22 protein-coding genes are annotated in these 23250 nt (G+C 69.7%); 7 read left to right on the forward strand and 15 right to left on the reverse strand.

The window, feature by feature from the left end:
• Positions 1 to 50 precede the first annotated feature (50 nt).
• Both AW16_RS0103940 and AW16_RS0103945 read left to right on the forward strand, forming a co-directional pair.
• Positions 51 to 1130: an FtsX-like permease family protein gene (locus AW16_RS0103940; RefSeq protein WP_029288395.1), complete on the forward strand. Its 1080-nt coding sequence runs from the start codon at positions 51 to 53 to the stop codon at positions 1128 to 1130.
• A gap of 11 nt (positions 1131 to 1141) precedes the next feature.
• Positions 1142 to 1831, forward strand: coding sequence for an ABC transporter ATP-binding protein (locus AW16_RS0103945; RefSeq protein WP_029288450.1), 690 nt, complete (start codon positions 1142 to 1144; stop codon positions 1829 to 1831).
• A gap of 20 nt (positions 1832 to 1851) precedes the next feature.
• On the opposite strand, the gene AW16_RS0103950 is transcribed toward AW16_RS0103945, so the two are convergent.
• Genes AW16_RS0103950 through AW16_RS0103960 form a run of 3 tightly spaced genes read right to left on the reverse strand, consistent with a single transcriptional unit; the run spans position 1852 to position 3929 of the window.
• A complete protein-coding gene (locus AW16_RS0103950) occupies positions 1852 to 2355 on the reverse strand; it encodes a GNAT family N-acetyltransferase (RefSeq protein WP_029288399.1) in 504 nt (167 codons plus the stop codon).
• 9 nt (positions 2356 to 2364) lie between these two features.
• Positions 2365 to 3393 carry a right-handed parallel beta-helix repeat-containing protein gene (locus tag AW16_RS0103955; protein ID WP_051681654.1) on the reverse strand — a complete coding sequence of 343 codons (1029 nt, stop codon included), beginning with the start codon at positions 3391 to 3393 and terminating at the stop codon, positions 2365 to 2367.
• 38 nt (positions 3394 to 3431) lie between these two features.
• Positions 3432 to 3929 carry an AAA family ATPase gene (locus AW16_RS0103960; protein WP_029288402.1) on the reverse strand — a complete coding sequence of 166 codons (498 nt, stop codon included), beginning with the start codon at positions 3927 to 3929 and terminating at the stop codon, positions 3432 to 3434.
• A 77-nt stretch (positions 3930 to 4006) separates the two neighbouring features.
• Between AW16_RS0103960 and AW16_RS0103965 the strand changes: the two genes are divergently transcribed.
• Positions 4007 to 4417: a TIGR03618 family F420-dependent PPOX class oxidoreductase gene (locus AW16_RS0103965; protein WP_029288404.1), complete on the forward strand. Its 411-nt coding sequence runs from the start codon at positions 4007 to 4009 to the stop codon at positions 4415 to 4417.
• A 44-nt stretch (positions 4418 to 4461) separates the two neighbouring features.
• Here the strand turns inward: AW16_RS0103965 and AW16_RS0103970 are convergent, their stop codons facing one another.
• A complete protein-coding gene (locus tag AW16_RS0103970; protein WP_029288406.1) occupies positions 4462 to 5805 on the reverse strand; it encodes a permease prefix domain 1-containing protein in 1344 nt (447 codons plus the stop codon).
• Positions 5802 to 6158 carry a PadR family transcriptional regulator gene (locus AW16_RS0103975; protein WP_029288408.1) on the reverse strand — a complete coding sequence of 119 codons (357 nt, stop codon included), beginning with the start codon at positions 6156 to 6158 and terminating at the stop codon, positions 5802 to 5804. The genes AW16_RS0103970 and AW16_RS0103975 overlap by 4 nt, the downstream gene beginning before the upstream one ends.
• A gap of 109 nt (positions 6159 to 6267) precedes the next feature.
• On the opposite strand from AW16_RS0103975, the gene AW16_RS0103980 reads away from it, so the two are divergent.
• From AW16_RS0103980 to AW16_RS0103990, 3 genes are all read left to right on the forward strand, one after another.
• Positions 6268 to 6600: a helix-turn-helix transcriptional regulator gene (locus tag AW16_RS0103980; protein ID WP_029288409.1), complete on the forward strand. Its 333-nt coding sequence runs from the start codon at positions 6268 to 6270 to the stop codon at positions 6598 to 6600.
• Entirely contained in the window at positions 6597 to 7289 is a 693-nt protein-coding gene (locus AW16_RS0103985) for a cation diffusion facilitator family transporter (protein WP_029288411.1), read from the forward strand. Before AW16_RS0103980 ends, AW16_RS0103985 begins: the two co-directional genes overlap by 4 nt.
• Before the next feature lie 80 nt (positions 7290 to 7369).
• Entirely contained in the window at positions 7370 to 8296 is a 927-nt protein-coding gene (locus tag AW16_RS0103990; protein WP_029288413.1) for a cold-shock protein, read from the forward strand.
• 30 nt (positions 8297 to 8326) lie between these two features.
• Here the strand turns inward: AW16_RS0103990 and AW16_RS17510 are convergent, their stop codons facing one another.
• The 6 genes from AW16_RS17510 to AW16_RS0104020 form a co-directional block, all read right to left on the reverse strand.
• Positions 8327 to 9118 (reverse strand): SRPBCC domain-containing protein, encoded by a 792-nt coding sequence (locus AW16_RS17510; protein ID WP_029288414.1) that lies wholly within the window; start codon positions 9116 to 9118, stop codon positions 8327 to 8329.
• Positions 9115 to 9693 carry a helix-turn-helix domain-containing protein gene (locus tag AW16_RS0104000; RefSeq protein ID WP_029288416.1) on the reverse strand — a complete coding sequence of 193 codons (579 nt, stop codon included), beginning with the start codon at positions 9691 to 9693 and terminating at the stop codon, positions 9115 to 9117. The genes AW16_RS17510 and AW16_RS0104000 overlap by 4 nt, the downstream gene beginning before the upstream one ends.
• Before the next feature lie 65 nt (positions 9694 to 9758).
• Positions 9759 to 10934 carry an NAD(P)/FAD-dependent oxidoreductase gene (locus AW16_RS0104005; protein ID WP_029288417.1) on the reverse strand — a complete coding sequence of 392 codons (1176 nt, stop codon included), beginning with the start codon at positions 10932 to 10934 and terminating at the stop codon, positions 9759 to 9761.
• Between the two features lie 124 nt (positions 10935 to 11058).
• Positions 11059 to 11772 (reverse strand): VOC family protein, encoded by a 714-nt coding sequence (locus AW16_RS0104010; RefSeq protein WP_029288419.1) that lies wholly within the window; start codon positions 11770 to 11772, stop codon positions 11059 to 11061.
• An 88-nt stretch (positions 11773 to 11860) separates the two neighbouring features.
• The gene (locus tag AW16_RS0104015; protein WP_029288420.1) at positions 11861 to 12262 is read right to left on the reverse strand and encodes a type II toxin-antitoxin system VapC family toxin; all 402 of its coding nucleotides are present in this window, start codon (positions 12260 to 12262) and stop codon (positions 11861 to 11863) included.
• Positions 12253 to 12474, reverse strand: coding sequence for a type II toxin-antitoxin system Phd/YefM family antitoxin (locus AW16_RS0104020; protein ID WP_029288422.1), 222 nt, complete (start codon positions 12472 to 12474; stop codon positions 12253 to 12255). The genes AW16_RS0104015 and AW16_RS0104020 overlap by 10 nt, the downstream gene beginning before the upstream one ends.
• 796 nt (positions 12475 to 13270) lie before the next feature.
• Between AW16_RS0104020 and AW16_RS0104025 the strand changes: the two genes are divergently transcribed.
• Positions 13271 to 14110 carry a hypothetical protein gene (locus AW16_RS0104025; protein WP_197021556.1) on the forward strand — a complete coding sequence of 280 codons (840 nt, stop codon included), beginning with the start codon at positions 13271 to 13273 and terminating at the stop codon, positions 14108 to 14110.
• 216 nt (positions 14111 to 14326) lie between these two features.
• Here AW16_RS0104025 and AW16_RS0104030 read toward each other — a convergent pair whose 3' ends face one another.
• The 4 genes from AW16_RS0104030 to AW16_RS0104045 form a co-directional block, all read right to left on the reverse strand.
• Positions 14327 to 16612: a hypothetical protein gene (locus AW16_RS0104030; protein ID WP_051681655.1), complete on the reverse strand. Its 2286-nt coding sequence runs from the start codon at positions 16610 to 16612 to the stop codon at positions 14327 to 14329.
• A 72-nt stretch (positions 16613 to 16684) separates the two neighbouring features.
• A complete protein-coding gene (locus tag AW16_RS0104035; RefSeq protein ID WP_051681658.1) occupies positions 16685 to 19861 on the reverse strand; it encodes a type I restriction endonuclease subunit R in 3177 nt (1058 codons plus the stop codon).
• Positions 19861 to 21108 carry a restriction endonuclease subunit S gene (locus AW16_RS0104040; RefSeq protein ID WP_156044045.1) on the reverse strand — a complete coding sequence of 416 codons (1248 nt, stop codon included), beginning with the start codon at positions 21106 to 21108 and terminating at the stop codon, positions 19861 to 19863. Before AW16_RS0104040 ends, AW16_RS0104035 begins: the two co-directional genes overlap by 1 nt.
• Complete coding sequence (locus tag AW16_RS0104045; protein ID WP_029288430.1) at positions 21105 to 23075, reverse strand: class I SAM-dependent DNA methyltransferase; 1971 nt, start codon at positions 23073 to 23075, stop codon at positions 21105 to 21107. Before AW16_RS0104045 ends, AW16_RS0104040 begins: the two co-directional genes overlap by 4 nt.
• Between the last annotated feature and the right edge of the window lie 175 nt (positions 23076 to 23250).

Raw genomic sequence — 23250 nt, forward strand, 5'->3', positions numbered from 1 at the left:
GTGCCTGGACGAGCCTGAGTGCAACACCGTCGCACACCCTGGGAGAACTCGTGTTCGTCGCGCTCCGCGAGCTGCGGTACGCCCGTGGCCGCTTCGCCCTGATCAGCGCCGTCGTCGTCCTCGTCGCCGCGCTCGTCACGTTCCTGTCCGCGCTGACCGCTGGGCTCGCGCGAGCCTCGGTGTCCGCGCTGACCGACCTGCCCGCCGACCACCTCGCCTTCGGCATGGCTGCGCACGACGACAAGCCGGACCTGACGTCGTCGCGCGTGACCCGCGACCAGTGGGAGCAGTGGTCATGGGTGTCGGGCGTGCGTCACGCCGAGCCGCTCGGGGTCGTGACGACGCGCGCCTCGGCGCACGGCACGACCGTCGCCGTCACGGCGCTCGGCGTGCGGGCCGGCTCGATGCTCGCCCCGGGCGGTGCTCCGACCTCGGGCCACGTCGTGCTCACGCAGCGGGGAGCCATGGCTCTCGGGGTCGCGGGCGGCGACGGCCTCGCGATCGACGGCGTGGCGCTGACGGTCTCACGCGTCGTGGACGACGACCAGCAGCTGGCGCACACGCCGGTCGTCTGGGTGTGGCTCGACGACTGGCAGACGTTCGGTGCACGGGATGGCGACGGCGGCCCGGTCGCGACGGTCGTCGCGCTCGACACCGACGGGTCCGCCATGCTCCCCGCGGCCGATGCGCGCGTCGGCACGACGACCGTGCCGATCGCCGACGCCCGCAGCGCGGTCTCGTCGTTCACCGCCGAGAACCTGTCGCTCACCACGATGCAGGCGTTCCTCGTCGCGATCTCCGCGCTCATCGTCGGTGCGTTCTTCACCGTGTGGACCATCGGCCGGCAGGGCGACGTGGCCGTGCTCAAGGCCCTCGGCGCCTCGACCCGCTACCTGCTGCGCGACGCGCTGGGCCAGGCGGCGCTCGTCCTCGTCGGCGCGGTGGCCGTGGGCACGGCGCTGGCGGCCGCGGCCGGCTCTGCGCTCGCGGACGTGATGCCCGTCCTCGTGTCACCCGCGACCACCGTCGCGCCCGCGGCCCTGCTCGTCGTCGTCGGGCTCGTCGGAGCCGCCGCGGCCATCGCCCGCATCACCCGTACCGACCCGCATGCGGCGCTCGCCGCCAGATGAGAGGCGCACCGATGGACCTGCACCTGAACGACCTCACCCTCGTCTACCCCGACGGCGACGCGGTGCTCACCGCGGTGGACGGTGTCACCCTCCACGTGCCGGCCGGCACGACGACCGCCCTGCTCGGCCCTTCGGGCGCCGGGAAGTCGAGCCTGCTCGCCGTCGCGGCGGGGCTCACCCGCCCGACCTCCGGGAACGTCGCGTTCGGGGAGCAGGTCGTGCTGACGTCGAGCACGAGCCGGGCCGACGCGACACGTGTGCGCCTCGAGCGGGTCGGCATCGTCTTCCAGGCTCCCCAGCTCATCGCCTCGCTCACGGCGCTCGAGCAGATCGAGCTGCACGCCCACCTGGGTGGCCGACGTCCGGCGAGCGTCCGTGACGAGGCCATGCAGCTGCTCGACGCCGTCGGTCTCGCGGAACAGGCCCATCGCCGGCCGGCGCACCTGTCCGGCGGTCAGCGCCAGCGGATCGCGATCGCGCGCGCGCTCGTCGGCCGGCCGGACGTGCTGCTCGTGGACGAACCGACGTCCGCGCTGGACCACGATCGCGGCACGCTCGTCGTCGAGCTGCTGACGAGCCTTGCGCACGAGCTCGGCGCAGCGACCCTGCTGATCTCGCACGACGCGTCGACGCTCGGATCGGTCGACGCGACCGTACGGATCGTCGACGGGCGCCTCGCGGAGGCGGACTCCTTGGTGTGACGGTTCTGGCCCGGGCTCGGTCAGACCTCGCGGAGCATCGTGTCGGAGTCTCCGTTGCGACCGACGACGACGAACCCGTGCCGCTCGTACAGCCTGCGCGCGCCGGTGTTGCCGTCCTCCACGCTCAGGCTCAGCGCGCGCCACCCGAGCTCGCGTGCGAGGTCGATGCAGCCGACGAGCAGCGCGCAGCCGATCCCGCGTCCGCGGTGGGTCGCCGCGACGCCGAGCCCGAGCTCCGGGACGTCGTCCGCCACGTACCCGTACCCGGGCTCGCTCGCCGGCAGCGCGCGTGCCCAGACGGCTCCGACGGCGGGGGAGTCGTGCGGGTCGTCGTGCCCGTCGTCGTCCAAGGCCACCAACCCGAGGTCCCCGGGCCGCATCCACCCGCCGAGGTACCGCGCGGTGTGGCTGTCGGAGACCACCTCGTCACGCGTGAAGCGCGCGGTGCCGTCCCAGTTGAACGCCTCGAGAAGCATGTCGTGGAGCAGGTCGAGGTCGTCCGTCGTCGCCCGGCGCAGGTGCATGGCGTCGGGTCAGGTGATCGTCGAGCCGGAGCGGACGAACGCCTTGCCAAGGAAGAAGATGCTGTGCGCCTTGCCGGTCCAGAAGCTCGCGCCGGTGTTCTTCGTGATCGTCGAGTGCGTGATCTTCAGCGTGCCGGTCCGGTCGTTGCTCACGTAGAAGACGCCCGGGCCGCCCTCGGGGGAGCGGTTGCGCTGGATCGTCGTGCGGTCGACCGTCACGGACTGCTTGGTCCCGTCGAAGTACACCGCGCCGCCGTTGCCGCCCTTGCCCGACGAGGCTCCGCTGCCCGTCGCGACGTTGTCGGTCAGGGTGCTCCCGCGCAGCAGCATCGGTGCCTGCAGCGAGGAGACCGCGCCACCGTTCGCGCAGCGGTTGCGCACGAAGGTCGAGTCGAGCAGGCGCGCGGTCACGCGCTGGCCGACGAGGCGCACCGCCCCGCCGCCCGCGTCGGAGTCGCGCTTGACGCACCGGTTGTCGCGGAACGTCACGTGCTGCACGGTCAGGCGGCCACCCCGCATCGCGATCGCCCCGCCGCCCCGCAGGTCGTCGAGCCGGTGGCCCTTCCAGGTGGGTGCCTTGCTGGCGTCACCCTTCTGCATGACGAGGTCCTTCACGACGACGTGCGGCGTCTTCTGCCTGTCGCAGTGCGCGTCGAGCCAGCCGAACCGCTCCTCGCACGCGTTGGCGTACAGGATCGGCCGCTTGCCCGCGCCGGAGAGCGTGACCTTGCCGCCGCCGTCGAGCACCAGCTTCTCGACCACCTTCGCCGAGCGGTCCTGCCACGGGTGCTTGCAGGTGGTGGTGTTGCAGACGACGAGCGTGCGGTCGAGCGTGATCGTCACCGGCTTGCTCCCGCACCGGAACCTCACGGTGCCGCCGCGCTGGACCGCCTTGGCCAGCGCGGCCGGCGTGCAGGACTTCGCGGTGCCCTTGCCGACGTACGTGACGTCGGCCGTCGGCGCGGCGGCGGTCGCAGCGGACGTCGACGCCAGCGCGGTCACGACGAGCGCGGCGATCCAGGCGAGGCGACGAAGCATGAGCGCACGGTAGCGCGCACCGGCCCGACGACCGCTACCTACGTGACGAGCCCGGCGACCCGCAGGATCTCGTCGACCACGCGCGCGACCGGCGCGGTGGCGTCGATCGCGACGCCGACCGGCACGGTCTCCTTCGTCGAGTGCCACCGCGCGATGAGCGCACGGTCGGTCGGGACGCCGTCGCGCCACTCGTCGTCCGGCCGCGCGTCGAGCCGTCGGTGCAGCGTGTCCAGGTCGACCTCGAGCACGAAGACGCCGTCGAACGCGTCGACGAACTGCGAGAGGTTCCGCGACCCGCCGCAGAAGAAGGTGACCGCCTCGTCGTGGTCCGCGACGAGCGCTCGGACCTTCGCGGCGTCCCACACGTGGTCGTCGCGGCCGCTCGTCTCGAACGGCTCGCCCGTGCGCGCGTCGCCCGCGTACGCCAGCTCGCGGTCGCCGTGCACGGCGTGGAAGCCGCGTCGCTGCAGCTCGTCGGCCACGGTCGTCTTGCCCGTGCCCGACAGCCCTTCGACGAGGTAGTTGGCCCGGCCCACGTGCGGGAGACTAGCGCGCAGGCGGAGCCATGCTCTCGCCGGTGCACGCACGTCGGGCACGACGAGAGGACACCACGATGCCCAGGCCACCGCTCCCGCCCGACGTCGCCGCGCTGCTCGCGCGCCCCAACCCGGCCGTCATGGCGACGATCCACCCCGCCGGCCACCCGGTGACGGTGGCCACGTGGTACCTGCTCGAGGACGACGGTCGGGTGCTGCTCAACCTCGACGCAGAGCGAGCCCGGCTCGAGCACCTGAGGAGGGACCCGCACGTCTCGCTCACCGCGCTCGCGGAGGGCGACTGGTACACGCACGTGAGCGTGCAGGGGCGGGTCGTCGAGATCCGCGACGACGTCGACCTGGTCGACATCGACCGGCTCTCGGACCGCTACGGCGGGCGGCCGTACCCGGTGCGTGACCGGGCGCGGGTCAGCGTGCTCGTGGAGATCGACCACTGGCACGGGTGGGGTGCGGCGCGCTCGTCCTGAGCGGTCGAGACGGTGGTCGGCGCCCGAGGCGCGGGCCGACGGGCTCAGGCCCAGGAGAAGGCGGGCGGGAACACCAGCACGACGACCGCGGCCCAGGCGGCGTAGACCGGCAGGTAGCGGGTCTGCCAGCGTTCGACGGCGTCGAACGTGCCGCGCCCGCGCAGGAACCGCCACAGCAGCCACCCGGTGCCCACGAGGTGCACGCACAGCACCACGTCGAGCCCGAAGGCGGCGAGCTTGTTGGCCGTCCAGCCGGCGTCCGCGATCCTCGTGACCATCGCGGTCAGCGCGAGCACGTTGACGGCGAGGGCGACCACGACGAGCACCAGCTGGAGCCGGTCGAACAGCCGTGCCGGGGCGAGGGGGTCGCGCGCGCTGATCGAGTACAGCAGCAGCCCGAGCACCAGCAGCAGCATGGCGTCCATGAGGGTCAGCAGGTCGCGGTCGACGGTGGCGAGCGGGGCGCCTGCGAGCAGCGCGACGAACGTGGCGGCCAGCAGCACGATCGTCAGCGGGGTGAACACCCTGGTCAGGACGGGTGCCATGTTCTCCACCACGCTCTTCTTCGCCTCGACCAGCCAGGCCGCCACGAAGAACGCTCCGGGTACCGCGAACGGCATGAGCCAGGTCTGCACGAAGGTCGAGACGTCGATGTCCACCGCGCCGAAGGTCGCGAACAGCAGGGCCAGCAGCACGCCGCCGCCCAGCGCGATCAGCGCGAAGTAGACGACGAGCTCGCCCGTGAACCGCACGAAGTCCATCCGTTGCTCGTGCTCGCGCCAGCGCCCGCCGGCGTAGGCGACGCCGAGCAGCAGCCACAGGAGCACCGGCAGGTGCGCGGCGGCCAGCACGAGTGTCGTCGCCGGTGCGTCGGGCACGTCGACGAAGGGGTACAGGTTCACGGCCAGGGCGACGGCTGCCGTGAGGCCGACGAGGGTCGCGACGACCAGGCGGGACGGCCGCCGCGACCACGCGAAGTACGCCGCGAGGAACGGGAGGACCGCGAAGCCGACGTCGAGACCGAATCGTGCCCCGTCGCCCAGCGCGAGCAGCGCCTTGACCGCGATGCCGGCGCACACGGCGAGCGCGACGAGCACACCGAGGTCGCGCCAGCGGCGGTCGTTCGTGGTCGCCTGCGGCACGAGCACGAGCTGCTTCCACAGTCGCTCCGAGTGCTCGCGGGCGAACTCGCGCGAGACGTCGTCGAGGTTGCCCATGCGCCGCACGGCCACGAGGAACGCCTCGTCGTCGTCGAGACCTCCCGCCCGCAGGTCGGCGACCCGGCCACGCAGGTTGTCCTCGAGCTCCGCGGCGTCGTCGGCCGTGATGGCCCTGCGCCGCAGCACCCAGTCGCGCCACTGGCCGATCTGGTCCTCGAGGTCGCTCATGCCCACGCCCCCGCCGCGTCGGGGCCCTGCAGCGTGCTCCACACCTGACGGAGCGCGTCGGCGACGACGTCCCACTGGGCCTGGCGCTGCCCCAGGGTGTCCCGGCCGGCGGCGGTCAGCGCGTAGTGCTTGCGCCTGCGGCCCGCCTCGGCGTCCCAGCGTGCGCTGACCCAGCCGTTGCGCTCGAGGCGGTGGAGCAGGGGGTAGAGCATGCCGTCGGTCCACTGCATCTGGCCGTCGGAGAGCTCGGCGACCCTCTTGAGGATCGCGTAGCCGTGCAGGTCGCCGTCGGCGAGGATGCCGAGCACCAGCGGTGTGGCCGACGCCGCCACCAGGTCCTTGTCGATGTGCATGTGCTGCTCCGATGCCTTGAGGTACTAGGGATGGTACCCCTAGATCTGCAAGTGGTCGTCAGCAGTACACCATGGCCTGTATTCAGCAATCGATGTACTGTCCGACGTCATGGAGACCGCGACCCTGACGCACACGGCAGCTCTCGTCCGGCTGGGGCACGCGATGTCGGACGGCACCCGCGCGCGGATCCTGCTCGCACTGCGGGAGGCGCCCGCGTACCCGTCCGACCTCGCGGACGCGCTCGGCGTCTCGCGCCAGGTGATGTCCAACCAGCTCGCGTGCCTGCGCGGGTGCGGCCTGGTCGAACCCATCCCGGACGGGCGGCGGACGTGGTACCGCCTCGCGGACCCCCACCTCACGCAGGCGCTCAACGACATGCTCCAGCTCGTCCTCGTCGTCGACCCGGAGTGCTGCGGGCCCGACTGTGCGTGCGGCCGATGAGCGCCCTGTCCATCGGGCCGCGACCGCTCGACACCGAGCGACGCCGGGTCCTGGAGCGCCGGATCCGGTGGGTCGTCGGCGCGACGATCAGCTACAACGTCGTCGAGGCGGTCGTCGCCCTGGCGTCCGGCACCGCGGCGTCGTCCACGGCTCTCGTGGCGTTCGGGCTCGACTCCGTGGTCGAGGTGCTCTCCGCGGTCGCGGTCGCGTGGCAGTTCGCCGCGCCCGCCCCCGAGACACGCGAACGCGCCGCGTTGCGCACGATCGCGCTCTCGTTCTTCGGCCTTGCGGCCTTCGTCGCCGCCGACGCCGGCAGGTCGCTGCTCGGCGCTCGCCAACCGGACCACTCGACGGTCGGGATCGCGCTGGCGGCCGTCTCCTTGGCCGTCATGCCCGGGCTGTCGTGGTTCGAGCGCCGGACCGGACGCGAGCTGGGCTCCGCCTCCGCGGTCGCGGACTCCCACCAGACCCTCATCTGCTCCTACCTGTCCGCGGTCCTGCTGGTCGGTCTCGTGCTCGACAGCGCGATGGGCTGGTGGTGGGCCGACCCGGTGGCTGCGCTGGTCATCGCCGCGTTCGCGGTCCGGGAGGCGATCGAGGCCTGGCGCGGCGACGCCTGCTGCGCCCCCGCGTCGGCCCTCGTCGACCCCGCGGCCTGCCGGGACGACTGTTGCCGTCCCGGCGAGTAGGGCGCGCGCCGCACCGCACGCCCGCCCGGCGCGCCTGGGGGACACTGGAGGACAAGCTGTCGCCTGACGAGGAGTTCACCGTGCCGCAGGGAGTTGTCCGCTGGTTCGACGCCGAACGGGGGTTCGGGTTCCTGGACCTCGGTGAGGGTGCCGACGACCTGTTCGTGCACGCGTCGGAGGTCGTCGGCGACGACGGCCCCCGCGTGCTCCGCGAGGGCCAGGAGGTCGAGTTCGAGGTCGGCGAGGGCGACCGCGGCCCGCAGGCGCGCAACGTGCGCGTGACCGGCGACGTCGCGTCCGACGCACCGCTCGGCGTGCTCGGGACCGTCGCCTGGTACGAGTCGACCAAGGGGTACGGCTTCGTCATCCCCGACGACGGCCGGCCGCAGATCTTCGTCCACAGCTCCGCGATCGTCGGCGGCGGGGTGATCCGGGACGGACAGCGGGTCGCGTTCCTCGTCGTCGATGGCGAGAAGGGCCCGCAGGCCGACCACCTGCTGCCGCTGGCCGCCCGCGTCGAGGCGCCCGACGGCGCCGACGGGACCGTGACGTTCTTCGATGCCGACAAGGGGTTCGGCTTCATCTCGCCCGACGGCGGCGGCGAGGACGTGTTCGTGCACGTCCGGTCCCTGCTCGGGGGGCTGCGCGAGCTGTCCGAGGGCGACCGCGTCGCGTTCGAGTCCGCGCCCGGCGAGCGCGGCCCGCAGGCCCGGGACGTGTCCCTCGTCGGCGGCGCGCCTCGACGGTCCGCACCTGCGGCCGCGCGCGGCCGCTCCGACCGCGCCCGCCCCACCGCTGGCGCCGCGCGCGGCGGCCTGGGCGTCGTCGCGCGCTACGACGCGGACCGCGGGTTCGGCTTCATCACGCCCGACGACGGTGGCGACGACCTGTTCGTGCACGTCTCCGTGGTCCGGGGCGACGAGGTGCTGGAGGAAGGCGACCGCGTCCGCTTCGCGGTGCGCCAGAGCGACCGGGGACCCCAGGCGGACCGCGTCGAGCTGGTGTGACGCTGGGCTCGCACGGGGCGGCTCCCGACGTCAGGAGCGCACGGGGAGGGACTCGAGCCACGTCTGCCAGGTGGGCTCCTCGCGACGCACGTACTCGGGTGCGTCCACGGAGAAGAAGTAGGCGCGGACGACGGCTAGCGCGGTGCCACCCTCCTCGGCCCACGCGACCACGCTGAGGATGCCCGGCACCGGTGCGGCGAGCCTCACGACGGCGTGCCGGTCGCCGATCCGCTCGGTGGTCCCGGTCGTGCCGTTCACCTCGACGGTCGCGCCCTCGCTCGTGAGCCCCAGCTCGTCGCGCAGCGTCGACCAGAGCGAGGCCTCGTCGCCCGGCCTGGACGCACTGACCTCCAGCTGCGTCGCCTCCTGCCCTGCGAAGTCCCGCAGGTAGACGCGCAGGTTGTCGAAGGACGGGAGCCAGCCGGGCGCCAGGGTGTCCCACCACTCCTGCTCCCAGGCCGCGCCGGTGCCGAACCCGCTGCTGGTGACCCGGACGACGCACGTGCCGCCGGACCGCGCCTCGACGACGAACTCCGACGTCAGCGGGCTCAGCTCGTCGGGGTCCTTGCCCATCAGGGCGGCCCAGTCCTCCTCGTACTCGAGGCGACGCGGCGGGTCCCAGCCGGTGACGCGTCCGTCCGAGCCCGTCTCGGGGCCCATCGCGAAGTGGAGGGAGCCGCCCTCGCGTTCCTCCAGGTCGGTGGGGAGGAACCACGCGCTCATGCCCTTGGCCGTCGCGATCGCCTCCCAGACCTGCTGCGGGGTCCCGGGGACCTCGACGCTGAACTCCAGGCGGTACGGGACGTCGGTGGTCGTGCTCATGACTCCTCCTCGGGTACGGGGTGCGAGGCGACGACGAGCCGGTGCGGCCGCCCGTCGTCGTGGTGGTAGCGCGCGGCCAGGTCGAGCACCGCGGCGGTGAGGTCGTCGGCGAAGGCGGACCGGTCGGCGGCCGACCGGAAGCCGATGGTGGTGTCGACGGTCAGCGTGGGCAGCCGCTCGCCGGAGCGAGCCGCGCGCCGCGCGAGGACGCCGACCTCCCGCACCACTCGTCCTGCCAGCGCGACCAGGTAGGCCGCCGAGCGGCGGTCGGCGCTCGCTCCGGGATCGGCGGCGGATGCGGTGACCGCCGCGGGCGAGACGACGAACGCTGCGGCCGAGGCCTGCAGCACGCGCTCGGTGATGCCGCCGTGGTGGCGCTCCTCGGCCAGCTCCACCAGCCCGTGCGCCTCGAGCGACCGCAGGTGGTAGTTGACCTTCTGCCGCGTGATCCCGACGCGCGCGGCGAGCCCGGCCGCCGATGCGGGGACGCTCAGCTCGCGGAGCAGCATGGCCCGGACGGGGTCCAGCGCGACGGCGGCGGCGTCGGGGTCCTCGATGACGGCGATGTCCTGCATGCGATAGACGGTGCCCCTTGACAAGTATTCTTGTCAAGGGGTCGACGGCAGCGGCGCCGCGCGACTCAGCTGTGCGGTGCGGCCGGAGGCGGCGGGGTCCACCCCATCGCGGCCCGCGAGCCACGAAGGACCGCGCTCGCGGGGGTCAGGCGCATGAGGCCGTTGCGGAGGCCCTGCCGCCATCCTCCGCCGAGGTGCGACCCGAACCGTCCGGACGCGACCGCCGACCGCGCGAGGGCGCGGCACCTCGGCCGACGAACGGCGTCGAACTCGTCGAGCGCGGGAGCCAGACGCCCGCCGGCCGCGACGGGCGAGCCCACGAGGAGGCCGACGCACAGCCCGTCCTCGAGAGCGGTGGCGGCGCCCTGCCCCATCGTCGGGAGGGTGCCGTGGGCCGCGTCCCCGACCATGACGACGCGGCCCGCGGTGTAGCGGGGCAGGCCGCCCGGCAGGTGGTGGACGTCGTGGCGCATGACCGCACCGGGCGGCGTCGCGCCGAGCACCTCCAGCACCGGGGGCGCCCATCCTGCGAATCGGCTGCGGGCGGCCGCGAGCTCGTCGTGCACGGGCAGTCGCTCAGGCATCGCGACGTACCCGTACCAGTAGGTCTCGTCCTCGGCGACGCGCAGGATGCCGAACTCGGCGTGCGGGCCCCAGTACTGCCGCAGGGCCTCGTCGCCGAACGTGCCGGGGGTGACCGCACGCCAGCTGGAGTAGCCGCTGTACACGGGCCGGCTCGCGGGGAACAGCGACCGGCGTACCGCGCTGCTCATGCCGTCCGCCCCGACCACCAGGTCGGCCCGCCTGTCGTCGACGACGGCTGGTGCGCCGTCGGGGTCCCCGGGCCCGACGGTCGTGACGGTGGCTCCCGTCTGCACCTCGACCCCGCAGTCGGCCGCCCGGCGCAGCAGCGCCGAGTGCAGGCGACGACGATGGACACCGATCAGGGCGACGGCCTCGCGCATCGCTGGGGTGTCCGCCAGCTCGAGGATCGCCCGCCCGTGCAGGTCCCAGGTGCCGCCCGCCCGGGTGGGGTAGCCGAGGGCCGCGACGTCGTCGTCGTCGAATCCCAGCCCCCTGAAGGCGGCGACCGCGTTGCCGGACATCGCAAGCCCGGCCCCGACCTCGCCCAGGTCCGCCGACCTCTCGAGCACCGTGACCTGCCACCCCGTGCGCGCGAGCGAGATCGCCGACGCCAGGCCGGCGATCCCGGCACCCACGACGATCGCCGTGCATCCCATGCCGACCTCCTCGAGAGGGCGGGTCGTCCTGCGTTGCGGGCGACCGTGGTGGTACGCATGCTGCCGCACTCCCGTCCTCGGCGCCGAGCGCGTCGACGGGCGACGACGCCGTCGAGCCTCTCCGTCAGCGAGGCGGTTCCGTCGTCGGCCGAGCCAGCCGGAGCTCGTTCCCGTCAGGGTCGGTGAGCGTGACGACACCGTCGCGCCCACCCTCGCGGCCGGCGCCCAGCCCGACGAGGCGCGCAGCCGCCGCGTCGGGGTCGGTGGCGACGAGGTCGAGGCGCTGGCGGCTCCCCTCGTGCCGGCGGGTGGCGGGCTCGCCGCCCCAGGAGACCTTCGTGCCGCCCGCCGGCGACTGCACCGCGGTCTCGTCGTCCTGGTCCCACACGAGCGGCCACCCGAGTGCGTCGCGCCAGAACAGCCCGACCTCGCGGGTTCCCTCGCACGTCACCTCGCCGAGCGGCCCGCAGCCGGCGAGGAAGCGGTTGCCGGGCTCGATGACGCAGAACGCGTTGCCGCCCGGGTCGGCGAGGACGACGTGCGGCTCGTCGGGGAGCTGGCCGACGTCGAGGTGGGTGCCGCCGAGGCTCAGCGCCGTCTCGACGGTGCGGCGCTGGTCGTCGAGGCTCTCGCTCGTGACGTGCAGGTGCAGGTGGCTGCGCCTGATTTCGTCTGCCGGCGTCGCGACGAAGCGCAGCCCGACCTGCGTCTCGTCGCCCGGCAGCAGGGCGCCGGTCGCCTCGGGGACCACGGTCCGGCCCAGCAGCCGCGCCCAGAAGGTTGCTACCGCGCCGGGCTCGACGACGTCGAACGCCACTGCCTCCAGATGCACGGTCATCGCCCCACGGTACGAATCGGCGCTCCGGGACGGTCAAGGCGAAATCGGGGCTCCGCCCATAGCGCTCGCCGACGAGGCCGGTCTCCGCTCAGCGCGCGGCGACGACCCGGAGGCCGGGCACCTGGGACATCGCGGCGTCGGCGGTCACGAGCGCGACGCCTTCGATCACCGCCTGCGCGACCAGCAGGCGGTCGAACGGGTCGCGATGGTCCCAGCCCATGGACCCGGCGAGCAGCGCGTGCTCAGTGGAGATCGGCAGCTCGTCGGCGCTGATCTCGCGCAGCCACGACGCCCAGGCCGGCACGAGCGTGTGGCCGATGTCGAGCTTGCCGAGCCGCGTCTTCGTCGCGACCTCCATCGCGCTCGCTGCCGAGACGAGCACGCGGTTCCGGGGGTCGCCGAGGGCGTCCCGCACGTCGGCCGCGAGCCTGCCCGGCGAACCCCAGAGCCACAGGACGACGTGCGTGTCCAGCAGGTAGCTCACTCCCATGCCGCGAGCTCGTCGTCCGGCAGCGGCTCCGAGAACGAGTCGGGCACCTCGAACTCGAGGCCTCCGAAGGGCCGACGCCACGAGGTGTCGATCGGGACGAGCCGTGCGACGGGGGAGCCCGCGCGGGCCACGACGACCTCCTCGCCACGCTCGACGCGCGCGAGGAGCTCGGACAGCCGCGTCTTGGCCTCCTGCACGTTGACTGTCGTCATGACCGGCAGGCTAGGTTGACCAGACCAGGCTGGTCAATGGCGAGCCCGCTGGCGGATCGGTGCACGAATCCGGCTCACGTGCGCTTCGAGTCCAACGGGCATCGCATCCAAGCGGTCAGGGATCTCGAGGTCTCGGAGGCGCAGGTGTAGGAACTCAGCGGAGTTGTCCGAGGTCCGAAGCCCCGACCTGCGGTTGGACAAGTAGGTGAGACGAACCGTGTCTCACCTACTTGTCCGAATCCTCGTCCCGGACCGCAACGAGGGCATCGCGGCAAGGTGGACTCGTCTAGCCAGTGTCGCCACCGGGCACCAGCAAGGCGGTTGCGGTGATCGATTGTTGCCGCCGACACTGGGTGCGGCCCCGTCGCTGCAACGACGAGGCCGCACCCAGAGCTAGTTGGGCTCGAGCGTGATGGAGACCGAGCCACGGGACCATGTGACGGTCAGTCGAAATCCGCGCTTCACGAGCATCACCTCCTTCTCCTGGGTCGGTAGAACCTGTCGGGGCCGGGCCAGGCGGCTCGGCCCCGACGTCGCCCATGATTCCCGGAAAGTCGCGAAGCACCAAGGCCGAACTTCGACCATCTGAGCGGGTTCGAACAGCCGATACAGCGGGCTAAATTGCGGTGCGAGCCGTAGACGTAGACGCTCTGAGCGCAACCCGTGTACCATCGCAGCGACCCACTTTCTCGGGTTCACGTGCAGGTACGGCTGTAGGCCTTGACGGCATGACCCCATTGACCCCGCTACAGCAGCGGAGGGGGCTCAGATGGTCAGTCAGTTTAGGAGGGCGGCCGTGGGAGCTCTCACCGTGACGGCCAAGAGGCTGCTCGCCGAAGCGGTCAAGGCGTCAGGCCGCAAAGCGACGGTGCAGATCGCGGGGGAGTATGCGTGGAAGCAGACTCCGAGCCAGTCGTCGACCGACCTCTCGAAGCTGTTCGCGCTCGGCGAGGTGCCGATGAAGCTCTACCTCACCCTTGTCATGCTGACTCGCAAGCCCCCGCACGTGCTCTATCGTGCCCGGCCCGACCACTACTGGGCCGAGATGCTGGGCTATGAGGAGCTTGACGATCGTCGCCCTACGCCGGGCGCGGGCACGCGACGCATCAAGCGAGCGTTTGCGGTGTTGGGCAGCGCGGGACCTCGCGGCGCGAGCATGGTGACACGCACGCCGGAGCCCGGGTACGGCGCTCGGATCACCGTCCCCATCCATCCTCCGCAGCCGCCGAAGACGCTGCGGGGGCCGTACATCACGATCCCGATCGAGTTGTGGTCTCGCGGCTGGATCAACGTTCTGTCAGCTCGAGCACTCTTCGTCTACCTGTGTCTACGACTGGTGCTCGCCGGCAGACCCGAGGCCGAGGGGGCCCACGTCTCCATCTGGGACAGGGAGAACTTCTGCATCAAGGACGACACCTGGGAGCGTGGCTTCAGGGACCTCGAGGCGCTTGGCCTGGCGAGGGCCAAGGTGGAGGACGAGGTGCAGGCCGATCGCTGGTCCACGGACCGCCTGTACAAGCGCAAGGTGTACTACCTCAACAGGACGTTTCTCGAGACGACTGATGCCCCCGACGGAGCGGACGACTTGGTCGACGGCGGTGTGGCAGGCGTGCCAGACCACCAGACCGCCCGGTAGACGATGGTCTCGCGCTCCGGCGGATCGAGCGCACTCTTCCTCGCTGCAGTGGCATAGGAGGCGAGCGTGTGCCGCACAGATTGGCGACGGTCGGCCTAGGCCGTTGCGACGACTCACATTGAACATCGCAACGACACAGAGTTAGGCGTCCGCCTGATGGGGTCACTTAGACCTACCGCTGATGGTCATTCGTGCCGGCGAACCGACCCGTGATGTTCAGCCGCCCTGCGCGCCCATAGCCATACCGATCGTGGCGGGTGCCTCAAGGATCGCCAGGACATCCCGTCGAGCTCGCCGTACCGGGCGAACGACGACGACCCCGCGGCCGTCCGCGAGCTCCAGGTAGCCGAGGCCGCTGAGCTGCTGCACAACCTCGTCGACAAGGGGACGAAGTTCAAGCGGCAGCCCTCGTGAAAGAGCAGGCAGCTGGCGACCACCGCCCGCCTGCACATAGACCTTCTTCAAGATCGTTAGGGCAACGCGGTGTGGGTTGGGCAGATCCTGGCGGAGCAGGCCCGCTGTGGTCCGCTCGGCCCCCTCGAACGCGTGGATCGTGCAGTTCGAGAAGTGGCCCGCGAGGCTTTCCGGGATGCTCCGCCAGCCTTCGACCGTCCCAATGTCGCAATTCTGAAAGGTCGGGAAACTTGTTCCCTCGACGATCTCTGACACGTCCAGGGTCTCGATCAAGCACCCCGACAACGTTGCGTCGCCAAGAGCTGCATCCTCGTCGGCGAGTTCCAGTCGTTCGATCAGCAGATCTGCGAGGAACGGGCTGGGCCTTACTTCCCGCGCAGACGGCACGAGCGCCAGAACGGATGCGGCGTCGAACAGGATGGCGTCGTACAGTCCTTCATTCGATCTTGCCTGCATGCAGGCAGCGATCGCGGAGCCGTCGAACTTGCCGCTAATGAGTTCGTCTGCGGCCACTTCCGCTACGAGGGCTGAACTGGTTGTCGACCACCTTGCCCGGGAGCGCATGGGGTGTTCGGCGTATGGAGCGGCTAGGTAGCGCGAGAGGTCGATTGCGAACGCGGCATCTGCGAAGTCGGAGTCTACAAATGTCCGCATCTCCTCGGTTCCAGAACCGTTGGAGCGCGCGAGCCCAGGTAGGCGAAGCAGTGCCTGAACACCCTCTTCCTCGGCTTCATATCCACAGATGTCGTAAAACGCGCGGCGCATGCTTTCGAGCGAGATGGGGCCGCGCCCGTCTGAGTCCTCGCGTGCAACAAGCGCGATCCGGGCCACAAGGGACTCGAAAGTCTCGGCAGGAATCGACGTAACTCGCCCGGCCTCGCGCTCCGACACCAGGCGGATTAGGCGCCGCCATCCTCGCCCACGTTCTACGGCGCCGAGCAGTTCGGAAGACATGACGTCGGGAGTTTGAGCTAGATACTCGACGAAGAGCGGCCGAGATGGGAGCCAGGCCGGGAGATCAACGTCCCCAATAAGTGCTTCGACTTGCTTGTCGTCAAAGTCAAGCAACTCAAAGTGAACGCACGTCGGCATGCCCAGCGTGTCGTACAGCTCTTTCTGGGAAGCGAAGTACTGGGGTCGGCCCGAGATGACAACCGACGCGTTCGGTGGAGTGTCGGCGACAAGTTGGCGTACTGGAGCGAGTGTCTGCCAACGGATCGCCTTGAGGTCGCGGGCCGTTCCAACCCACCTCGTCGGCACGAGCTCGTCGAACCCATCGAGAAGAAGATCGGCGTGGCCGGCTCGCCAGGCAGCGATGAGTCCATTCGAGCCGGCAAAGCCAATCTCTTCAGCGTGTCGTTGGAGAATCTCGCGAGGCGAACGAAGGCCAACGCAATCACGAATGTTGACGTGAATCGGGAATCTGCGCTCGTTCGGCTTTTGAAAGTAAGCCGAACGAAGCCGCCCGAACATCTCCTTGAGCGCTGCGCTCTTTCCGATTCCAAAATCGCCCGTAACGACGAGTCGCGCGCCCCGCTCAACTTCGCGGACGACATCATTTACCTTCGTCGCCTCTCCGGTAGATGCAAGGTTGAGCGTCGGCTCGACGTAACTGCGAGTTGGGGTGGGGGTGGACGTAAGGAGCGCCGAGGCGCTGCCGAACGGCGCGTTTCGCCGTAAGGCGATGTACCCCTCGACGTCGACGAGGCTTTTCTGCAGCGTCAGGAAACTGAGGCAGTGCAGAGTCACGCCGTGGGCTCTCGCAATGGCGTCGATAGCCTTCTTCTGCTCGATCTCCGGCTCTTGCTGAGTGACGAAATAACCTGTCGCGCTCTTGTACCGGTTCTTGGCATCCGACAAGAGGTGCTTTATCAAGCGGGCGAGCTTCCCGCCGTCCTTATTGGCTTTGTCTTTCGTGCGCAACGTGGTGAACTCGTAGACGTTGATGGAGTTTTCGTCGATGAAGGCGCCGTCGTGCTCCGCGCCCTCAAACTCGACAGCACCTTGCAAGCCGGATGGGTCGTGCTTTGCTCGTGCGACGGCGAGAGCCCTCTGCTCAAACTCGCGACCAAGGTCCTCGGCGACCATCGGATCCCTTTCGATCGAGTGACGAGTTGCTGACGCTGGAACGTGCGCCGTGTTGAGGTCGACCCCAGGTCGTTAAGCCGTGCTTGGTAGCGTGCTCGCCGCCGCGTGGATCATCGCGCCGATCTCGGCGATGAGCCGGTGGGAGTCGGTGTTCCCCGAGGCGATGTAGTCGGCGATCGCGTTGTGTGAGTGCTGGTTGGCGAACACCGCGTCGACGACGGCGTCCGACAGGTCGGGAGACTCGAGGAACTGCACGCGGGAGTTGACGCGCGCCTGCTCGACGAGCGCCTCGTTCTCCAGCAGCACGGCGCCGAGGGTGTCGACGAACCCTTCCACCTGGCTGCGCGAGAACTCGGCACCGAACAGGTCGTTGAGCCGGTCGATGACGGCCTGGAACGCGATCAGCACAGGGTCGGGTGCCTTGCCGGAGCCCGCGGCGACGACTCCGCGGAGCCCGGCTCCGCTACCGAGCGTGATGTCCTGGGTCTCGCCGGGCGTGTGCTTGATCTTCTTCAGCACGACGTCCGACACGTCGATCTCCGCCGTCACGGTCGACGGCCGGATGTACCGCTCGAGCAGGCGCAGGAAGATCGCGCGCTTCTCGAGCTGGGTGTCGGCGTAGTCGACGACCTGGCTCATGAAGTCGTAGAGCCGCACGAACGTGCCGACGTCCTTGCGGAACTGGTCGAGCGCCTCTACCTCGGCAGTGTCCTCGCGCCGGACGGCGTCGGTGTACCGCTTCGTGAACTCGTCGCGGGCCGGCTTGATCGTCGCCGCCAGCGCGTTGTTGCCGGCGCGTCCTACCCACGCTGCAACGCAGGCGTCTACCTGTGCCTCGGTGAACACGGCGGCCTGGTCGAGCTTGGCGGAGATGTCGTGGACGACGTTCGGGTCTGTCGTCGTCTCCAGGCGAGCGTCGGTGTAGTACGGCTCGAAGGACTTGCGGATCTCCTCGGGGTCGTTGACGAAGTCCAGGACGAACGTGACGTCCTTGCGCACCCCCGACGGGGTCCGGTAGGTACGGTTGAGCCGCGAGAGTGTCTGCACCGCGAGGACGCCGGACAGGCGCTTGTCGACGTACATCGCGGACAGCAGCGGTTGATCGAAGCCCGTCTGGAACTTGTTCGCGACGAGCAGCACCTTGTACTCAGGCCCGGAGAATGCCGAGGCGATCTGCGACCCGACCTTGGTCGGGTTCATCGACGACTCGGTGAACTGCCCCGGCCCGGTGTCCGCGTCCTCGACTGACCCGGAGAACGCGACGAGGGTGCCGATGTCGGTGTACCCGCGCTTGGCGATGTAGGCGTCGATCTGCGTCTTGTACCGGACCGCGGCCTTGCGGGAATCGGTGACGACCATCGCCTTGGCGTGCCCGTCGAGCAGGTGGGCGACGTTCTCGCGGAAGTGCTCGACGATGATCGCGCACTTCTGGCTGATGTTCGTCGGGTGCAGCTTCACCCACCGCATCAGGCCCTTGGTCGCGGCGGCCTTGTCGACGAGCATGTCCTCGAACGCCTGCTCGACGGGGCTGTCGTAGCCCTCCTCCGGCTGCGGGACACCCGCGACGCTCCGGGCGATCTGCCACGCCGTGTCGTAGGTCTGGTAGCCGCGCAGCACGTCGAGGATGAACTCCTCCTCGATGGCCTGCTTCATCGTGTACGTGTGGAACGGCCGCGGGATGCCGTCGGCGTCCGGGGTACCGAATAGCTCGAGCGTCTTGGCCTTCGGGGTCGCCGTGAACGCGAAGAACGACACGTTCGGCGTAGTCGCCCGTGCGGTCATCTCGGCGGCGAGCTCGTCCTCCACGGAGATCTCGCCGCCGTCGTCCAGGTCTGCCTTCTCCGCGGCGGACAGGATCGTGCGGATCTTCCCGGCCGTCGCACCCGACTGCGACGAGTGGGCCTCGTCGGCGATCACGGCGAACGTCCGGCCGGCGAGGCCCCGGTTCTCGGCGATGGCCTCCATCGCAAACGGGAAGGTCTGCAGCGTGACGACGACGATCAGCTTGCCGCCCGTTAGCGCCTGAGCCAGCGCCTGGGACTTTGAGCCCGACTTGCGGGCCTCGACCTCGTCGACGGTCGTGATGATGCCTTCGCCGCCCGACGACCCGGTGTCGGCCGAGTCGATCTGACGGACGGCGACCTGCAGCTGGTCGTCCAGCACGGTGCGGTCGGTGACGACGATGACCGTGTCGAACACCTTGCGGTCCTGGTCGTCGAACAAGCGCGCCAGCCGGTGCGCCGTCCACGCGATCGAGTTCGTCTTCCCTGATCCGGCCGAGTGCTGGATCAGGTACTTCTGCCCTGGTCCGTGCTGACGGGCGTGCGCCACCATCGCGGTGACGGCCTCCCACTGGTGGTAGCGCGGGAACAGCAGCGTCGTCGACTTCGACACCGCACCGCTGATCGGGTCACGCGACTGCCGCGTCTCGACGTGGCAGAACTTGCCCAAAATCGTCAGCCACGCGTCCCGCTCGAGGACCTTCTCCCACAGGTAAGACGTGGCCGAGCCGAACGGATTCGGGGCGTTGCCCTTGCCGCCGTGGCCGTCGCCCGCGTTGAACGGCAGGAAGTGCGTCTTGTCCCCCGCGAGGCGGGTGGTCATCCACACCTCCTCGTTCGACACCGCGAAGTGCACGAGCGCGCGGTTGCCAAACCCGAGCAGCGGCTGCACGTGCCCACCGGGGTCTTTGGGCTGACGAGCCTTCTTGTACTGATCGATCGCCTCGGCGACCGACTGCGTGAAGTCCGTCTTCAGCTCCAGCGTCGCCACCGGCAGGCCGTTGACGAACAGCACCAGGTCGAGTGACCGGTTGTCCTTCGTCGAGAAGTGCACCTGCCGCATGACCCGAACCCGGACTGTGGCATAGTCCGCCAGCGTCGTCGGGTTCAGCGAGGTCGCCGGCTTGAACTGGCACATCCGGAACGACGACGACACGTGCTTGAACCCGCGCCGCAGCACGTTCAGCGCGCCGCCACCCTGGTCGGCCGGGGTGTCGAGCACCTTGCACAGCCGGTCCAGCAGCGCGCTTGTCGCGGCCGGCTCCCGCGACGTGCCGGCCTTCACCGACCTGGCGAACTCCTCCGGCTGTGTGTCCTGTAACCAGCCCAGCACGTCGCCCGGGATGATCGCCCGCTCCCGGTCGTACTCCGCGCCCGGCTCGTGGTCCGTCAGCGAATACAGCCAGCCGTGCCTCGCGAGGTGGGCGCACAGCTCGGACTCGAACGGCTTCTCGTTGTAGTCCGCCATCACGCCACCCCCTGCGTCGCCCGGCGCGCGCTGCGCACGTCGATCTGGCCGGTTACGGCCGCCGTGATCAGCGCCGCCCGGCGCTCCTTCGCGAGGGCGACGTGCCGCTCTGTCTTGGAGATGAGGGCGTCAATACGTTCAACGCTCTGATCCACGGCCCTCGTGATCCGTTCCTGCTCGTGAATCGGCGGGCAGGCAAACTGTGCGGATCGGATCAGCGCTCCGTTGAGTAAAGGTGCACCGTAGATGTTTGTGTTGGCGTTCTTCGGGACGAACACCGGCAGCGCGTAATAGGCGTAGTCCATCCGGAGGTACGGGCTTTCCCTAAAAGTCGCTATGGCCTCGTTGGTGTACATCGGACGCTCAACGAGGGACACGAGGCCGACGCTGAGTTTAAATGAGAACAGGAGATCGCCGGGGTTCGAGAGTGCCTGGCCGTCAATGGCCGCAGTGCTGAGTCGCTTGGAAGTGCTGGATATGCGCTTCGCGCGCATGTCCGAGATATTTGCCCATAGGTGCTCGCCGTCATACATCGCGTCGTCGCCGGTCGGTGGTGTCCATCCTGTTGTGAACTGCGCAAAATGCCTAAGTGGGCCGACGCGCCATTCTTTGGGCACCATTGGGAGCCAGCGGATCGACGTCTGACGGAGTTCCGCCTCCCCCTCTGCTCCGCAGGTCACGAAGTGTTTGATGGTTGCGGTGCGGCGTTCCCGGAGGGTTGTGATGAGCTGGGTCTGCTTGTCGATCAGCGTGTCGATCCGCGACGTCTGCTCGTCCAGGAAGTCCGCAATCGCCCGCTGCTCCGCCATGTCAGTCACCACAACGGGAAAGCGCTTGATGAAGTCGATCGGAACGCGCCGGAGGTTTCCAACGCCCTGAAGGGTGGTTGCGCCCTCTTGAAGGAATGGCTGAGACCTGCATAGGTACGTGACGAACTGCGCGCATGTGTTAGCGCGGGCCCGCAATACATGGACTTCGGTCGTTGCCGCGCCTGGCACATTCGGCGTTGTAGTTACCCGTCCCGCCTCGAAGGTCGGCGTGATCTTCGGAAGCAGGATGTCGCCCCCGTCGAATCGTGTGTAGCCGCTCTCGACGGCGTGCTTCGGTGGACGGCGCTCCCAGTCTGCGCGGCCGTCGGGCCACACAGCTTCGAGCGGCACGAACAGGACGGCATTGTCGGCTGGCAGGGCGTCGAAGGCTGGTGTTGGTGGGTTGAGCTCCACCAGGCGTCCGAGAGTCGTCGTCACGCCTCAACCTCGCGCAGCAGGCCGAGAATCTCCCCCACGAGCGCGTCGAGGTCCCGGTCGATCTCCTCGAGCGGCCGCGGCGGGACGTAGGTGTAGAAGTGTCGGGTGAACGGGATCTCGTAGCCGACCTTGGTCTTGGTTCGGTCGACCCAGGCGTCGGGAACGTGCGGCAGCACCTCGGCCTGCATGTACGCGTCGATCACGGCGCGCTCGGTGCCGTCGGCGTCGGCGGTCTTGGGTGTGCTGTTCCAGCCGAAGGGGATGTTCTCGGTGTCGCGCAGCTTCGGGTCGGGCTCCGGATCGCCCTTGGCATCGCGAACCTCGTCGGCGGTCTCGTCCCGCTCGCCGATCGTCAGCCACAGCGTGCGGCGCTGCGGCGTCGTGAGCGTGACGCCGTTCGAGCCGAGGTGCTTGCCGAGGTCCTTCATGAATGCGTCGCGGTTGAGGTAGACGTGCTCGCCGAACGTGGCGAGCACGTCCGCCAGTCGGTCGCGGTCGACGGCCTTGAGCTTGGGCTCGTCGCGTACGAGAGCGACCCGCTCGGCCGTGCAGGTGAAGCACAGGCGCAGCGGGCGCTCGACGGTGATGGTCCAGTAGCCGAAGTCCTGCGTGTCGAAGATCTTCGAGGTCTCGCTGGTCTCGAACGACGCGTAGTCGGCGAGGATCGCCTTGCGGTCGACGTCGCTGATCTCGACGCGCTTGGAGCCGAGCGACTTGCGCATCTTGCTCGAACGCCCGGAGCCGTCGATGAGCTGCACCTTGCCGGCCCGCTCGTCGGACTTGGTGTTGTCGAGCACCCACACGTACGTCGAGATGCCGGTGTTGAAGAACATGTCCGTCGGCAGTGCGACGATCGCCTCTACCAGGTCCTTCTCCAGCAGCCAGCGACGGATCTCCGACTGTCCCGAGCCGGCGCCGCCGTTGAACAGCGGTGACCCGTTCATCACGACCCCGACGCGCCCGCCGCCCTGCGACGCCGGGCGCATCTTCGAGGCGAGGTGCAGCAGGAAGAGCATCTGCCCGTCGCCGACGCCCGGGAGCCCCGGTCCGAACCGGCCGGCCAACCCGCGCTTGTGCTCGTCCTTGACCGCCTTCTCCGACGCCTTCCAGTCCACGCCGTAGGGCGGGTTGGCCAGGCAGTAGTCGAAGGTCTGGCCGGGGAACTGGTCGTCAGCCAGGGTGTCGCCCAGCTTGATGTTGTCCGGGTTCTGGCCCTTGGCGAGCAGGTCGGACTTGCAGATCGCGTACGACTGGTCGTTGATCTCCTGCCCGTACAGGGTCAGGCGCGCGTCGGGGTTCTCGTCGCGCAGGTGCTCCTCGGCCAACGAGAGCATGCCGCCGGTGCCTGCCGTGGGGTCGTAGACCGTGCGGACGGCGCCCTTCTCGGCCAGGGCGGCGTTGTCCTCGGCGAATATCAGGTCGACGACGAGGCGGACCGCGTCGCGCGGCGTGAAGTGGTCACCGGCAGTGGCGTTGGACGCCTCGGCGAAGCGGCGGATCAGATCCTCGAACAGATCGCCCATGTCGGAGTTCGAGATGACGTCCGGGTGCAGGTCCACCTTCGTGAACCGCTCGACCACCAGGTAGAGACGGTCCTTCTCGGCGAGCTTGGCGACGACCTCGTCGAACTTGAACCGGTCGAACACGTCGATCGCGGAGGAGAACGAGTGCACGTACTCCACGAGGTTGGCCTGTAGGCCGTCCGGGTCTTGCAGCAGGCCGGTGAGCGTGAACTTCGAGGTGTTGTAGAACCGCAGCCCCGTGGCTTGCCGCACGAGCGAGGCCTGGCGCATCTCGGAGTCGACGCCGGCGATCAGGCCGGCGATCTGCTCGCGATGGGGCTCGAGGATCGCGTCGAGCCGGCGCAGGATCGTCATCGGCAGGATGACCGACCCGTACTCGTGCTGCTGGTACGGGCCGCGCAGCTGGTCCGCGATCCCCCACACGAAGCTGCTGAGCTTGCTCACCGGTGTTGCCTCGACTCTCGACGTACCTCACGGCGCGCGAGCGAGAGGCCCGGTCGCCACTGATCGTTCGTGAGGCTAGCGCGCCGGTGGTTCAGCGAAGCGGCGCAGCGCGAACCGGACCGAGTTGCCCGGGTCTGCGGAAGTCGTGAGCAGCCGGGAACAACCATGGCCGCTC

Source organism: Cellulomonas sp. HZM (assembly GCF_000708885.1).
Taxonomy (GTDB): Bacteria; Actinomycetota; Actinomycetes; order Actinomycetales; family Cellulomonadaceae; genus Cellulomonas.

Bases quoted from the DNA above. Each gene is read 5' to 3' on its own strand.
- AW16_RS0103955 (WP_051681654.1), bottom strand. From the start codon at position 3,393: ATGCTTCGTCGCCTCGCCTGGATCGCCGCGCTCGTCGTGACCGCGCTG.
- AW16_RS0104015 (WP_029288420.1), bottom strand. From the start codon at position 12,262: ATGGGAGTGAGCTACCTGCTGGACACGCACGTCGTCCTGTGGCTCTGG.
- AW16_RS0103965 (WP_029288404.1), top strand. From the start codon at position 4,007: ATGCCCAGGCCACCGCTCCCGCCCGACGTCGCCGCGCTGCTCGCGCGC.
- AW16_RS0103945 (WP_029288450.1), top strand. From the start codon at position 1,142: ATGGACCTGCACCTGAACGACCTCACCCTCGTCTACCCCGACGGCGAC.
- AW16_RS0104030 (WP_051681655.1), bottom strand. From the start codon at position 16,612: ATGGTCGCCGAGGACCTTGGTCGCGAGTTTGAGCAGAGGGCTCTCGCC.
- AW16_RS0104010 (WP_029288419.1), bottom strand. From the start codon at position 11,772: ATGACCGTGCATCTGGAGGCAGTGGCGTTCGACGTCGTCGAGCCCGGC.
- AW16_RS0104020 (WP_029288422.1), bottom strand. From the start codon at position 12,474: ATGACGACAGTCAACGTGCAGGAGGCCAAGACGCGGCTGTCCGAGCTC.
- AW16_RS0103980 (WP_029288409.1), top strand. From the start codon at position 6,268: ATGGAGACCGCGACCCTGACGCACACGGCAGCTCTCGTCCGGCTGGGG.
- AW16_RS0104005 (WP_029288417.1), bottom strand. From the start codon at position 10,934: ATGGGATGCACGGCGATCGTCGTGGGTGCCGGGATCGCCGGCCTGGCG.
- AW16_RS0103950 (WP_029288399.1), bottom strand. From the start codon at position 2,355: ATGCACCTGCGCCGGGCGACGACGGACGACCTCGACCTGCTCCACGAC.
- AW16_RS0103970 (WP_029288406.1), bottom strand. From the start codon at position 5,805: ATGAGCGACCTCGAGGACCAGATCGGCCAGTGGCGCGACTGGGTGCTG.
- AW16_RS0104000 (WP_029288416.1), bottom strand. From the start codon at position 9,693: ATGCAGGACATCGCCGTCATCGAGGACCCCGACGCCGCCGCCGTCGCG.
- AW16_RS0104035 (WP_051681658.1), bottom strand. From the start codon at position 19,861: ATGGCGGACTACAACGAGAAGCCGTTCGAGTCCGAGCTGTGCGCCCAC.
- AW16_RS0103975 (WP_029288408.1), bottom strand. From the start codon at position 6,158: ATGCACATCGACAAGGACCTGGTGGCGGCGTCGGCCACACCGCTGGTG.
- AW16_RS0103985 (WP_029288411.1), top strand. From the start codon at position 6,597: ATGAGCGCCCTGTCCATCGGGCCGCGACCGCTCGACACCGAGCGACGC.
- AW16_RS17510 (WP_029288414.1), bottom strand. From the start codon at position 9,118: ATGAGCACGACCACCGACGTCCCGTACCGCCTGGAGTTCAGCGTCGAG.